Origin of the sequence: Streptomyces katrae (genome assembly GCF_000966975.1) — a bacterium.
In the GTDB taxonomy this organism is placed as follows: Bacteria; Actinomycetota; Actinomycetes; order Streptomycetales; family Streptomycetaceae; genus Streptomyces; species Streptomyces katrae.
The window spans coordinates 1-14,012 of sequence record NZ_JZWV01000127.1 but is presented as its reverse complement, the minus strand read 5'-3'; the positions used below and the strand labels follow the sequence as shown (position 1 = coordinate 14,012).

General features: G+C 72.1%; 7 protein-coding genes and 3 pseudogenes. 6 read left to right on the top strand and 4 right to left on the bottom strand.

All coding sequences use genetic code 11. The annotated features are described in order from the left end of the window. The coding region (gene araA, locus VR44_RS06880; protein ID WP_045946484.1) for an L-arabinose isomerase at positions 1 to 1,165 on the bottom strand (1,165 nt) is incomplete at its 3' end. Between the two features lie 73 nt (positions 1,166 to 1,238). Continuing rightward, entirely contained in the window at positions 1,239 to 2,912 is a 1,674-nt protein-coding gene (araB, locus tag VR44_RS06875; protein WP_045946483.1) for a ribulokinase, read from the bottom strand. Between the two features lie 242 nt (positions 2,913 to 3,154). Between araB and VR44_RS06870 the strand changes: the two genes are divergently transcribed. The 4 genes from VR44_RS06870 (at position 3,155) to yjfF (ending at position 7,973) form a co-directional block, all read left to right on the top strand. Next, the gene (locus VR44_RS06870) at positions 3,155 to 4,183 is read left to right on the top strand and encodes an ABC transporter substrate-binding protein (protein ID WP_045946482.1); all 1,029 of its coding nucleotides are present in this window, start codon (positions 3,155 to 3,157) and stop codon (positions 4,181 to 4,183) included. 117 nt (positions 4,184 to 4,300) lie between these two features. Further along, positions 4,301 to 5,860, top strand: coding sequence for a sugar ABC transporter ATP-binding protein (locus VR44_RS06865; protein WP_045946481.1), 1,560 nt, complete (start codon positions 4,301 to 4,303; stop codon positions 5,858 to 5,860). Next, a complete protein-coding gene (locus VR44_RS06860; RefSeq protein WP_045946480.1) occupies positions 5,857 to 6,954 on the top strand; it encodes an ABC transporter permease in 1,098 nt (365 codons plus the stop codon). The genes VR44_RS06865 and VR44_RS06860 overlap by 4 nt, the downstream gene beginning before the upstream one ends. After that, positions 6,951 to 7,973 carry a galactofuranose ABC transporter, permease protein YjfF gene (yjfF, locus tag VR44_RS06855; RefSeq protein WP_045946479.1) on the top strand — a complete coding sequence of 341 codons (1,023 nt, stop codon included), beginning with the start codon at positions 6,951 to 6,953 and terminating at the stop codon, positions 7,971 to 7,973. The genes VR44_RS06860 and yjfF overlap by 4 nt, the downstream gene beginning before the upstream one ends. A 17-nt stretch (positions 7,974 to 7,990) precedes the next feature. Here yjfF and VR44_RS42300 read toward each other — a convergent pair. Beyond that, positions 7,991 to 8,989 (bottom strand): annotated as a pseudogene (locus tag VR44_RS42300) (LacI family DNA-binding transcriptional regulator); the annotation flags it as partial. 264 nt (positions 8,990 to 9,253) lie between these two features. Between VR44_RS42300 and araD the strand changes: the two are divergent. Then, entirely contained in the window at positions 9,254 to 9,991 is a 738-nt protein-coding gene (gene araD / locus VR44_RS06850) for an L-ribulose-5-phosphate 4-epimerase AraD (RefSeq protein ID WP_045946478.1), read from the top strand. Positions 9,992 to 10,112: 121 nt separating this feature from the next. Then, positions 10,113 to 12,613 (top strand): annotated as a pseudogene (locus VR44_RS06845) (glycoside hydrolase family 9 protein). Positions 12,614 to 12,683: 70 nt separating this feature from the next. Here VR44_RS06845 and VR44_RS06840 read toward each other — a convergent pair. Beyond that, positions 12,684 to 14,012 (bottom strand): annotated as a pseudogene (locus VR44_RS06840) (endo-1,4-beta-xylanase); the annotation flags it as partial.

The window sequence follows — 14,012 nt, the reverse complement described above, 5'->3', positions numbered from 1 at the left end:
GAGCGGCGTCGACCACCAGCCGGACCGGGTCCTCCCGTCCGCCGATGCCGAGGGGGTGGATCTCGCAGGCGGGCCTGGCGGTCGTGAGGGTGGGGCACACCTCCAGCATGTGCGCACCGAGGATGAGCTCGTTGCCGGGGGTCATGTCGTAGGTGTAGTCCTCCATGAAGGAGGTGCCGCCGGGGAGGCCGGCGGCGGCCGCCTTGAGGGCGCGCAGCAGGACGGCGGTCTTCCAGTCGCCCTCCCCTCCGAAGCCGTACCCCTGGGCCATCAGCCGCTGGACCGCGAGGCCGGGCAGCTGGCGCAGTCCGCCCAGGTCCTCGAAATTGGTGGTGAAGGCCCGGAAGCCGCCCGATTCGAGGAAGGTGCGCAGGCCGGCTTCGATGCGGGCCGCGTAGCGCAGCGACCCGTGCCGTTCGCCTCCCCGCCGGAGCTCCGGCGCCAGGTCGTACAGGTCCGCGTACTCCTCGACGAGCGAGGCCACCTCGCTCTCCTCCGCGCCGTCGACGACCTCCACCAGGTCGTTGACGCCGTAGGTGTTGACGGAGACGCCCAGGCGCAGCTGGGCCTCGACCTTGTCCCCTTCGGTCACGGCCACGTCGCGCATGTTGTCGCCGAAGCGGGCGGTCCTGAGGGTGGCCAGTTCGGATCGCGCGGCGGCCGCCCGCCCCCACACGGCGACCCGGGCGATCGTCAACGGGTCGGTGACGTGTCCCGCCACGGTCTTGCGGGGGACCCCCAGGCGGGCCTGGACGTGCGCGAACTCGCGGTCCCCGTGGGCGGCCTGGTTGAGGTTCATGAAGTCCATGTCGATGGTCTCCCAGGGCAGGGCCCTGTTCGACTGGGTGTGCAGGTGCAACAGCGGCTTGCGCAGCGCGTCCAGTCCGGCGATCCACATCTTGGCCGGTGAGAAGGTGTGCATCCAGGCGATGAGCCCGGTGCACCGGTCCTCGGCGTTCGCGTCGAGGCACAGGCGGCGGATGGCGTCGGCGTCGGTGAGCACCGGCTTCCACACGACACGGGCGGGCATGCCGGAGGCGTCGTCCAGGGCGGCGGCCAGCTGCCGCGACTGTTCGGCGACCTGCTTCAGGGTTTCCTCCCCGTACAGGTGCTGGCTGCCCGTGAGGAACCAGATTTCCTGGGCGGGAGACGTTCGGCTGGGCACATGGACTCCTGGAGGTGACGTCCCGCGACGCGCCGGAGCGGGCGGGGGCGGAGAGGGCGGACGGCGGTGCGGATCAGTTCGCCGTGAGGGTGGTGTCGCGGATGCGCCTCAGGCGGTGCAACTGGCCGTCGGCGGCGAAGCGGTCGTGCAGGAGCCGGTATTCGGCGTAGAGGGCGTCGTAGGCATCGGCCCGGGAGGTGTCGGGCGTGTAGACGGCCGGCAGCCGGCGGCCCATGGCGGCGCAGGCCGTCCGTACGTCGCCGTACGCGCCCGCCGCCACCGCGGCGTGGATGGCCGACCCGAGGGCGGGGGCCTGGTCGGAGGCGGTGAGGGAGACGGGGCGGCGCAGCACGTCGGAGTAGATCTGCATCAGCAGTTCGTTCCTGGCCAGTCCGCCCGCGACGATGAACTCGCGCACCGCCACGCCGCCCGCCTCCAGGGCCTCCACGATGACGCGGGTGCCGAACGCGGTGGCTTCGAGGAGCGCGCGGTAGACGTCCTCGGGGCGGGTCGCGAGGGTCAGGCCCGCGATGACTCCGGAGAGGCGGTGGTCGACGAGGACGGAGCGGTTGCCGCCCAGCCAGTCGAGGGCGACCAGTCCGTGGCCGCCGACCGGCTGGGCGGCGGCCTTCCGGGAGAGCAGGGTGTGCAGGTCCTCGTCCCGCTCGGCGGCTTCGGCGAGGTAGTCCGGCGGGAGGCCCTGGTCCAGTACCCAGGCGAAGATGTCGCCGACCGCGCTCTGGCCGGCCTCGTAGCCGTAGGCCCCCTCGATGACGCCGCCGCTGACGACCCCGCAGATGCCGGGGATGTCGGCGAGGACGGGGGCGTTCACGACGTGGCAGGTGGAGGTGCCCATGATGGCGAGCAGCTGACCGTCCTCCACGGCCCGGGCCGCGGCCGCGGTGACATGGGCGTCGACGTTGCCCGCGGCCACGGCGATCCCGGGGCGCAGCCCGGTCCAGGCCGCCGCCTCCGTGGTGAGCGAGCCCACCCGTGAGCCCAGCGCGGAGAGCGGGAGTTCCAGACGGGTGCGGGCGAAGTCGGCGAACCGGGGGTTCAGCGCGGCCAGGTACTCCTCGCTCGGATAGGCACCGTCCTGGTGGATGCCCTTGTACCCGGCGGTGCAGGCGTTGCGGGACTCGGTCCCGGTGAGCTGCCACACGATCCAGTCGGCGGCCTCGATCCACCGCGCGCAGGTCCCGTACACGAGCGGATCCTCCTCCAGCAGCTGGAGGGCCTTGGCGAACTGCCACTCCGCGGAGATCCGGCCGCCGTAGCGGGAGATCCATTTCTCCCCGCGGGCGTGGGCGAGTTCGTTGATGCGGTCGGCGTAAGGCTGGGCCGAGTGGTGCTTCCACAGCTTGGGCCAGGCGTGCGGCCGCCCGGAGAGCTCCGTCTCGGCGAGGGGGGTCCCGTCGGCCAGGGTGGGCAGGACGGTGCAGGCGGTGAAGTCGGTGGCGATGCCGATCACCGCCGCGGGATCGATCCCCGCCGCCGCCAGGGCCGCCGGGACGGCGCGGCGCAGTACGTCCCGCCAGTCCTCGGGGTGTTGCAGGGCCCAGTCCGGAGGCAGTCGCGCACCGCCCTGCGGCAGGTACCGGTCGATGACGCCGTGCCGGTAGGTATGGACCGCGGCCGCCAGCTCCTGCCCGTCGCGGACCCGCACCACCACGGCGCGGCCCGACAGGGTGCCGAAGTCGACACCGACCGTGTACCGATCCGGCTCCCCGGAACGGAGGGCGGGCATGAGGGAGGGGGGTGACGTCAACGGAATGCCTTTCGAAGGAGTGACGGGAGTCCGACGCCATGCAGTGTGAGCGCTAACAATGTCGAGGGGCAAGAGGGTTGCCTGGATCAGGCGGCAATACCCGTCGGGGCGGCATCCGCCGCGATAACGGACAGGTAACGCGTGGCAAGGGGGTTGAGAACCACACTTGTTAGCGCTCACAATGCGACGGCTCCCCTGTGCACCCCGAAAGGACATCCGTCATGGCTCGAAGAGCAGTCCTCGTCCTCTCCGCCGCACTTCTCGCCTCCTCGGCGCTGACCGCCTGCTCGACCCAGGGCCCCGCGGCCGGTCCCGCCCCCGGCCAGGCCTCCGGGGCCAAGAAGGGCGCCGGCGGCCGGATCACCATGGGTTTCGCCCAGGTCGGCGCCGAGAGCGGCTGGCGCACCGCCAACACCAAGTCCGTCCAGGAGGCGGCGAAGAAGGCCGGGATCGAGCTCAAGTTCTCCGACGCGCAGCAGAAGCAGGAGAACCAGATCAAGGCGATCCGCACCTTCATCCAGCAGAAGGTCGATGTGATCGCCTTTTCCCCGGTCGTGGAGTCCGGCTGGGACACGGTGCTGAAGGAGGCCAAGGACGCGGGCATTCCGGTCATCCTGACCGACCGCGCGGTGGACACCAAGGACACCTCCCTCTACAAGACCTTCCTGGGCTCGGACTTCGTCAAGGAGGGGAAGGCCGCGGGGGAGTGGCTGACCGCTGCGTACGCCAACGAGCAGGGGCCGGTCAACATCGTCGAGCTCCAGGGCACCACGGGCTCCGCACCCGCCAACGACCGCAAGGCCGGCTTCGCCGAGGCCATCCGGGCCGACGGCAGGTTCAGGATCGTCGCCTCGCAGTCGGGCGAGTTCACGCGCGCCAAGGGCAAGACGCGCGCCAAGGGCAAGGAGGTCATGCAGGCCTTCCTCAAGTCCCAGAAGGACATCAACGTCCTCTACGCCCACAACGACGACATGGCCCTCGGCGCCATCCAGGCCATCGAGGAGTCCGGCAAGAAGCCCGGTACGGACATCAAGGTGATCTCCGTGGACGGGATCAAGGACGCCTTCGTCGCGATGACCGAAGGCAAGATCAACGTCGTCGTGGAGTGCAACCCGCTCCTCGGAGACCAGCTGATGGAACTGGCCAAGAAGGTCGTCGCGGGGGAGAGCGTGCCGGCCCGGGTCGAGACCCAGGAGGGCGTCTTCCCGCAGGACAAGGCCGCGGCCGCGCTGCCGTCCCGCAAGTACTGACCCGGCGGCCTCCGCTGCCGCCGCAGTCCCGGCGGGCCCGGCCCTCCCCTCCGGATCCCGCCGCCCCGCGGGGCCCGGCAGCCGGGCCCGCCCCACCCCCACACGAGAGGAGGGCCGATGACATCTCCGTCCACCCCGCCGCCCGCGGGCGCCGGCGGCCCGAGGCCGGTCCTGGAAGCCCACGGCATCCGCAAGCGGTTCCCGGGCGTGCTCGCCCTCGACGGAGTCTCCCTGCGGCTCTTCCCCGGCGAGGTGCACGCCCTGATGGGCGAGAACGGCGCCGGGAAGTCCACCTTGATCAAGGTGCTCACCGGTGTCCACCCCGCCGACGGCGGCACCGTCCTCGTCGACGGCCGCCCCCACGCGTTCACGGACCCCCTCCAGGCGCAGCGGGCCGGGATCAGCACCGTCTACCAGGAGGTCAACCTCTGCCCGAACCTCTCCGTCGCCGAGAACATCCTCATCGGGCGCGAACCGCGCCGGTTCGGTCTCGTCCGCTGGTCCGAGACGCGGCGGCGGGCGGCCGAGCTGCTGACGGAACTGGAGCTCGGCCTCGACGTCACCCGTCCGCTCGGGGCGCACTCCCTGGCGGTGCAGCAACTCGTCGCCATCGTCCGGGCGGTGGACGTCTCGGCGAAGGTGCTCGTGCTGGACGAACCCACCTCCAGCCTGGACCGCGAAGAGGTGGCCCAGCTCTTCGGACTGGTGCGGCGCCTGCGGGACCGCGGCGTGGCCATCCTGTTCGTCACGCACTTCCTCGACCAGGTCTTCGACCTCTGTGACCGCGTCACCGTCCTGCGGGGCGGCCGGCTGGAAGGCGAGTACCCCATCGCCGAGCTCACCCCCGTGACACTCGTCCAGCGCATGATCGGCGGGGAACTGGCCACCCTCGACCAGCTGTCGGGCCGAGCCCACGGGCAGGGGGCCGAACGGGCGGCCGGCGAGCCGTTCCTGCGGGCACGACGGCTGACCCGTGCCGGCTCGATCGAACCCTACGACCTCGACATCCACGCCGGAGAGGTCATCGGACTGGCCGGCCTGCTGGGCTCCGGCCGCACCGAGGCGGCGCGCCTGCTGTTCGGCGCGGACGGCGCGGACGCCGGAGAGGTGAGCATCGAGGGCAGGAGGGCGCCCCTGCGCAGCCCCCGGCACGCCATCGCCCGGGGCATCGCCTTCTGCTCCGAGAACCGCAAGTCCGAGGGCCTGGTGGGCGAGCTCACGGTCCGCGAGAACATCGTCCTCGCCCTGCAGGCCGCCCGCGGCTGGACCAGACCGCTGACCCGGGCGAAACAGGACGAACTGGCGCGGCACTGGATCGAGGCCCTGGACATCCGCCCCGCCGACCCCGAAGCACAGGTACGCCACCTCAGCGGAGGCAACCAGCAGAAGGTCCTCCTCGCACGCTGGCTGCTCACCGAGCCCCGGCTCCTGATCCTCGACGAACCCACCAGGGGCATCGACATCGGGGCCAAGGCGGAGATCCAGAAACTCGTGGCCCGCCTGGCGGACGAAGGCACCGCCGTGCTGTTCATCTCGGCGGAACTCGAAGAGGTCCTGCGCCTGAGCCACCGCATCGCCGTCCTCCGCGACCACCGCATGGTGGCCACCCTGGCGAACGACGGCACCGTCACTCCCGAACGCCTCCTGACGACCATCGCCACCGGAACGGATTCATGACTCCCCAGCCCGCCACCTCCGGGGCCGCCGGCGGCATCGGGCGACGGACGGCCGGCCACCGCCTGCTGTGGCCCGCGCTCGTCCTGCTCGCCCTGCTCCTCGGCAACCTCGCGTTCCACCACGACTTCTTCTCGGTCCGGGTGCGTGACGGCCACCTCTACGGCAGCCTCGTCGACATCCTGCGCTTCGGCGCGCCCCTCGTCCTCGTGGCGCTCGGTATGACCCTGGTCATCGCCACCCGGGGGATCGACCTCTCGGTGGGTTCCACCGTCGCCATCGCCGGCGCGCTCGCCTGCGGACACCTGGCCGGCGCGGCGCGTCCGGGCAGTGTCGCCGCCACGCTCACGGCCGTCGGCCTCGCCCTCGGGGTCGCCCTCGTGCTGGGCCTGGCCAACGGACTGCTGGTGTCCGGACTGGGGGTGCAGCCCATCGTGGCCACCCTGATCCTCATGGTCGCGGGCCGCGGCGTCGCCCAGCTGATCACGGACGGCCAGATCGTCACGGTGACCAGCGCCCCCTACAAGATGATCGGGGGCGGCTACTGGCTGTCGCTCCCGTTCGCCGTCCTGCTGGCCGCCGTCCTCGTCGCGCTCACCTCCTTCGTCACCCGCCGCAGCGCCCTGGGCATGCTGATCGAGTCCGTCGGAGGCAATCCCACCGCCAGCCGCCTGGTGGGCATCCGGGCCGGCGGCCTGCTCGTCCTGGTCTACGTCTTCAGCGCCCTGTGCGCCGCCGTCGCCGGGCTGATGATCAGCTCGAACGTCTCCAGCGCCGACGGCAACAACGCCGGCCTGTGGATCGAGCTCGACGCCATCCTCGCCGTCGTCGTCGGAGGGACCGCCCTGACCGGAGGGCGCTTCTCCCTGGGCGGGACGGTCCTGGGCGCCCTGGTCATCCAGACCCTGTCCACCACCGTCTACACCCTCGGCGTCCCTCCCGAGACCACCCTGGTCTTCAAGGCCTTCGTCGTCATCGTGGTCTGCCTCGTGCAGTCCCCGGTCTTCCGGGCCAAGGCCGTACGCCGCCGGGCAGCCACTCCCCGGCCCCCCACCACGGCGGGTGCCACCCCGCAGGAGCAGGAGGCACGAGCATGAGTACCGGCACCGCGGACACCGCCGCGCGACGGGCCCGCCCCTTCCCGGCCGTCTCCCCGCGCACCCGGACCCGTGTCCCCCTGCTCGTCACCGCGGGCCTGCTGGTCGTCATGTTCGGCGTCGGATCGGTGCGTTACGAAGGGTTCCTCTCCGCGCAGGTCGTGCTGAACCTGCTGATCGACAACGGTTTCCTCCTGGTCGTCGCCGTCGGCGCGACCTTCGTCATCCTCACCGGAGGCATCGACCTGTCCATCGGCTCCATGGTGGCCCTGTCGACCATGCTCACCGCCTGGCTGGTCCAGTCGCACGGCTGGCCCCTGGCCGCCGTGATCCCCCTGGTCCTCCTGACCGGCGCCGCGAGCGGGGCGCTCATGGGCTGGATCATCCACACCTTCGAGATCCAGCCGTTCATCGTCACCCTGGCCGGCATGTTCCTCGCCCGGGGGCTCTGCTACACGATCAGCACCGAATCCATCACGATCGACGATCCCGCCACGACGGGAGCCGCCCAGACCAGGCTCTACGGACCGGGCGGACTGTTCGTGTCGATCCCCGTGCTCATCGCCCTGGCCGTGCTGGTGACCGCCTTCGTCGTCCTGCACCACACGCGCTTCGGCCGCAACGTGTACGCGCTGGGCGGCAACGAGTCCTCCGCGCGCCTGATGGGTCTGCCGACGGGCGCCACCAAGGTCGCCGTGTACGGGGTCAGCGGCCTGTGTTCCGCGCTCGGCGGCCTGCTGCTGACCCTCTACACGCTCTCCGGCTACGCCCTCCACGCCATGGGCATGGAGCTCGACGCGATCGCCGCCACCGTGATCGGCGGCACGCTGCTGACGGGAGGTTCCGGCTTCGTCCTGGGGACCGCTCTCGGCGTGCTCGTCCTCGGCATGATCCAGACGCTGGTCAACTTCCAGGGCACGCTGAGCTCCTGGTGGACCCGGATCGTCATCGGCGCGCTGCTGCTCGTGTTCATCGTGCTGCAGCGCCTGCTGGGCGGCCGCCGGTCCACCGCGCGCTGACGCCCGCCCCGGGGCATGCCCGGGGCCCGGCCCTCGATGTGGTCCAGGAGCAGTCCTATGCTGTCGCGGCCGAGCGAGGCGAAGTCCTGGCGGATCGTCGTCAGCGGGGGCGGGAAGAACTCGGCCTCGGGGATGTCGTCGAAGCCGGCCACCGCCACGTCCTCGGGCGTGCGCAGTCCGGCCTCGCGCAGGGCCCGCAGGACACCGAGGGCCATCTGGTCGTTGGCGACGAACACCGCCGTGAGGCCCGCCCCCCTTCCCCGCGACGCCCGGACCCGCCCCGCGAGCTGTTGGCCGGCCTGGTATCCGGACAGGGGGCTCCAGTCGCCGCGCAGCAGGGGCGGCACCTCGGCTCCGGCTTCGCGCAGCGCCTCCTCCCACCCCTGCGTACGGGCCTCGCTCTCCAGCCAGTCGGAGGGGCCCGCGACGTGCCACACGGTGGAGTGGCCCGAGGCGAGGAGGTGTTCCGTGATCATGCGGGCGCCGAGGTTCTGGTCCAGTGACACCCCGGGCAGGGCCAGGGTGTGGCCGCCTTCCACGGTGACCACCGGGCACGGCGCCTCCAACGCCGCCAGGGCCCTCACCGCGGCGCGCTGCGGAGTGACGGCGACGATGCCCTCCACGCCCCACCCCGCGAGGTGCTGCATGGCTTCGGCGAGGGCCGTCTGCGTGGCCGTCCGGAGCGTGACGGCGGAGGTCAGGTAGCCGCGGTCGCGTGCCGCCTCCTGAACCCCCGCCACGGTGCTGGCGGGCCCGTGCAGCGTGGTGTTCACCGCGATGACGCCCAGCGTGTGGGTCCGGCGCGTGGCCAGGGCCCGGGCCGCCGAGTTGCGGCGGTACCCCAGCTGCTCGATGACCTGTGTCACCGCGGCCCGGGTCTTGGCGCTGACGTTCGGGTGGTCGCTGAGCACCCGCGAAACGGTCTGGTGGGACACGCCGGCGACGCGCGCGACGTCCGTCATCGTGGGCGCTCGCGGGACGTCCGGGAGCTGGGTCAACTCTCTTCCTTTCCTCATCGAGCGGCCTTCCCTCAAGGTACCGAACCGGCCGGGGCCCGCACACATCTCGGGCCGGCCGGGAGACGGTGGACGCAGTATCGATGTTGGCGCTCACATTATGCAGCGTTGACCATGCGATGTGAGCAGGATTCTTCCGGCAATCTCTTGAGTTTACCGCTTGTTAGCGCTCACAATTCGACCCGGGGTAGCCGCCACGGCGCAGGAACGGCGCCGATGCGGCCCCCATCAGTCCGGCCCACGCGGAAAGACGGTGAGAGCGCAGTGAGCGAGACCGACCTCAAGAGCCTCCGCCGCGAGGTCCTCGCGGCCAACCTCCGCATCCCGGAGGCCGGCCTGGCCACTCTCACCTGGGGGAACGTCAGCGGGGTGGACCGGGACGCCGGTGTCTTCGTCATCAAGCCGTCCGGGGTCTCCTACGCCGAACTCACCGAGGAGGACCTGGTCGTGGTGGCGCTGGAGGACGGGAGGGTCGTCGACGGGCACCTCAGGCCGTCCACCGACGCCGAGACCCACCGGTGCCTCTACCGGGCGTTCCCCTCCATCGGCGGGGTCACCCACACGCACTCGGCGCACGCCGTCGCCTTCGCCCAGGCGCGCCGCCCGATCCCCGTGCTCGGCACCACCCACGCCGACACCTTCAACGGGCCCGTCCCCGTGACCGAGGACCTCACCGCCGAGCAGTGCGCCAAGGACTACGAGTACAACACCGGCCAGGTGATCGTCGCCCGGCTCGGCGGCGACCCCCGCCGGGCCGCCGAGGTCCCGGGGGCGCTCGTCTCGCGACACGGCCCCTTCACCTGGGGCGCCACCGCGAAGGCCGCGCTGGAGAACGCCATCGTCTGCGAGGCCGTGGCGGAGATGGCGCTGCACACGCTGGCACTGGGGTTCCGCCTCGGAGGCGTCTCCGAGCCGCCGAGGCACCTCCTGGAGCGGCACTTCACCCGTAAGCACGGACCGGACGCCTACTACGGCAACCCCGCCCCCGCGCCGGGAAACTGAGGCCGCGCGCCGCCTGGCGGGCAAGCCAACTTCCTTTGCGGCACGGCCACTTGACGGGTTCGTCCGGCTGCTGGCTTGATTGGGAGCGCTCCCACTCCCACTCGCCTAGGAAGGCTCCCCCATGCCTCCTGTCACCCCCGCGCGCGGCGTGCCCCGTCGCGCGGCCGCCGTACTCGCCGGATTCGCGCTGGCGGCCGGCGGCCTGTCCACGACCGCCCTGACCCTTCCGGCGGCGGCCGCCCCCGCGGCCGCCCCCGCCCCCGCGGCCGCCGCCGCCGACACACCCGTCCGGGTCAACCAGCTCGGCTACCTGCCCGACGGCCCCAAACGGGCCACCGTGGTGAGCACCGCGAGCGCCCCGCTCGGCTGGCAACTGCGCGATGCCGCGGGCGCGGTGGTCGCCTCGGGCACCACCACCGTGCGCGGCGCGGACCAGGCGTCCGGCCAGTCCACGCACCTGGTGGACTTCGGCGCCTACACCGGCACCGGCACCGGCTACACCCTGGGCGTCGACGGCCGGACCAGCCACCCCTTCGACATCTCCCCGTCCCTGTACGACGCACTGCGCGCGGACAGCATGTCCTTCTTCTACCAGCAGCGCAGCGGCATCGCGATCGACGCCGCCCTGGCCGGCGGCAGCGCCTACGCCCGCCCCGCCGGGCACCTGGGCGTCGCGCCGAACAAGGGCGACAGCGACGTCCCCTGCCAGGCGGGGGTGTGCGACTACCGCATCGACGCGCGCGGCGGCTGGTACGACGCCGGCGACCACGGCAAGTACGTGGTCAACGGCGGCATCGCCGTCTGGGAGATGGTCAACTCCTACGAGCGGGCGCGCCGTTCGGGCGCAGACGCGGCCCTCGGGACGCGGCCCTCGGCGATGCGACGCTGCGGGTGCCGGAGCGCGGCAACGGAACCCCGGACGTGCTGGACGAGGCCCGCTGGGAGCTGGAGTTCCTGCTGCGGATGCAGGTCCCGGCCGGGAAGCCGATGGCGGGGATGGCCTTCCACAAGATGCACGACGCCGGCTGGACCGCCCTGCCGACCCGGCCCGAACTCGATGCCGAGCAGCGCGAGCTGCACAAGCCGTCGACCGCCGCGACGCTGAACCTGGCGGCCACGGCCGCGCAGTGCGCCCGGGTGTACGCCCCGTACGACGCCGCGTTCGCCGCGCGCTGCCTGGACGCGGCCCGCCGCGCCTGGACGGCCGCCCGGGCCAATCCGGACGTGCTCGCCCCCGCGAGCGACAACACCGGCGGCGGTGCCTACGAGGACGCCGACGTCTCCGACGAGTTCTACTGGGCGGCGGCGGAGCTCCTGACCACCACCGGCGAGTCACAGTACCGGGACGCCGTCACCTCCTCCCCGCACCACACCAAGCCGGCCGACGCGTTCTGGTGGGGCGGCACGGCCACCCTCGGCCGCATCACCCTCGCCACCGTCCCCGGCTCGGGCCTGCCCGCCGAGGACGTCTCCCGGCTGCGCGGTCTGCTCACCACGGCCGCCGACGGCCACCTGTCCACCATGGCCGGACAGGGATACCCGGTGCCGCTCCCCGCCACCGGGTACGCCTGGGGCTCCAACAGCTCCGTCGCCGACAACGCGATGGTGCTGGCCGTCGCGTACGAGCTCACCGGCCAACAGCGCTACCGGGCCGGAGCGCTGGAGTCCCTGGACTACCTGCTCGGCCGCAACGCACTCGACCTCTCCTACGTCACCGGCCACGGCGAACGCCACTCCGAGAACCAGCACCACCGGTTCTGGGCCCACCAGAACGACCCCTCGCTGCCGCACCCCCCGCCCGGCTCCCTCGCGGGCGGCCCGAACGCGGCGCTGGAGGACCCGGTCGCCAAGGAGAAGCTCGCGGGCTGCGCGCCGGCGGCGTGCTACGTGGACGACATCGGCTCGTACTCCACCAACGAGGTGGCGATCAACTGGAACGCGTCGCTGGCCTGGCTGGCGGCCTTCGCCGCCGAGCGGCGCGGCGTCCCGGCGGTGCCCGCGGTCCAGGTGGCACCGGCGGCCGTCACGGTAGCGGAAGGCGGATCGGCGCCGGTGGGCGTACGGCTCTCGGCGGCGCCCGCGCGGGACGTCACCGTGACCGTGGCCCGCAGCTCCGGCGACCAGGACCTGTCGGCGGCCGCGACCCTGGTGTTCACTCCGGGCAACTGGGCGATGGCGCAGCAGGTTCCGGTCTCGGCCGCGCAGGACGCCGACACGTCGGCGGGCACCGCGACGTTCACGGCCGGCGGTCCCGGCGTGCAGCCGGCGGTGTTCACGGCGACGGAGGCGGACGACGACGCGCCCGCGGCCTCCTGCACGGTCGCCTACCGGATCGACAACGCCTGGGGCAACGGCTTCACGGCCACGGTCAGCGTGAAGAACACCGGAACCTCGGCGCTCTCCGGGTGGACCCTCGGCTGGAGCTTCGCGGGTGACCAGCGGATCGGCAACGCCTGGAACGCCACGGTGAACCAGTCGGGCAGCACGGTCACCGCCCGGGACGCCGGGTGGAACGCCACGCTGGAGCCCGGCGGCAGCGCGAGCTTCGGCTTCCAGGCCACGTACGCGGGCACCAACGCGCCCCCCGCGCGCTTCACGCTGAACGGCGCACCCTGCTCCTGAACGACCGCACGCCCTGCCCGCCGCCCCTCGGGGGCGGCGGGCAGGGCGCGTTCTAGGGGCCTTCGGTGGTTCAGGTGCGGGTCCAGCGCTGGTTGCCGCCGCCGGAGCAGGAGTAGAGCTGGATCAGGGTGCCGTTGGCGGTGCCGTTGGCCGCGGCGTCGAGGCAGAGGCCGGACTGGACCCCGACGATGGAACCGTCGGGGTTCAGGCGCCATTTCTGGTTGTCACCACCCCAGCAGGCGTAGATCTGGACCTTGGTGCCGTTGCCCGTTCCGGCGGCGTCCAGGCACTTGTCGCCGTAGACCCTGAGCTCGCCCGCCGCGGTGGAGGTCCACTGCTGGTTGGTGCGGCCGTTGCAGTCCCACAGGCCGACCTGGGTGCCGTCGGTGGTGACGGCACCGGGTACGTCCAGGCAGCGGCCCGAGCCCACGCCCCTGATCGGCCCGGAACCGGGCGAGGGGTTCGGGGTGGGGGTGGAGGAGCCGGCGTTGAGCGCGCCCAGTACGGAGGTGTACGCGGGCTTCTTGTTGCCGTTGCCGTCGAACAGCAGCGGCGACTGCTCCGATCGCCACGAGTCGGTGTCCCGTACGCCCCAGACGGTGATGCCGAGGCAGCGCGGGACGGACAGGCAGTCGTTGGCCACGTTGGCGTAGGTCGTGGCCGGGGCGCCCTGGACGTCGAGTTCGGTGACGGCCACGTCCACGCCGAGGGCGGCGAAGCTCCGCAGGGTGGTGCGGAAGTTGCCGTCGTACGGGCTGTCGTTGTTGAAGTGGGACTGGAAGCCGACGCAGTCGATCGGCACGCCGCGCTGCTTGAAGTCCCGGACCATGGAGTACACGGCCTGGGTCTTGGCCCAGGTCCAGTTCTCGATGTTGTAGTCGTTGTAGCAGAGCTTGACCCCGGGGTCGGCGGCGCGCGCGGTGCGGAAGGCGACCTCGATCCAGTCGTTCCCGGTGCGCTGCAGGTTGGAGTCCCGGCGCGCGCCCGAACTGCCGTCGGCGAAGGCCTCGTTCACGACGTCCCACTGGACGAGCTTGCCCTTGTAGTGGGCCATCACGCCGTTGATGTGGTTGACCATCGCCTGGCGCAGCGCGCTGCCGCCGAGGTTCTGCATCCAGCCGGGTTGCTGGGAGTGCCAGGCCAGGGTGTGGCCGCGTACCTGCTTGCCGTTCTGCATCGCCCAGTTGTAGACGCGGTCACCCGCGGCGAAGTTGAACTGGCCCTGTTGGGGCTCGGTGGCGTCGGGCTTCATCTCGTTCTCGGGCGTCACCGAGTTGAACTCGCGCCCCGCGATCGACGTGTACGCGCCGTCGCCGAGCCGGCCGGAGGCGATGGCGGCCCGAAGTACCGGCCGCTCTGCGCCGCCGCGCGGCCGAGCGTGCCCTCGGCGGCATGTGCG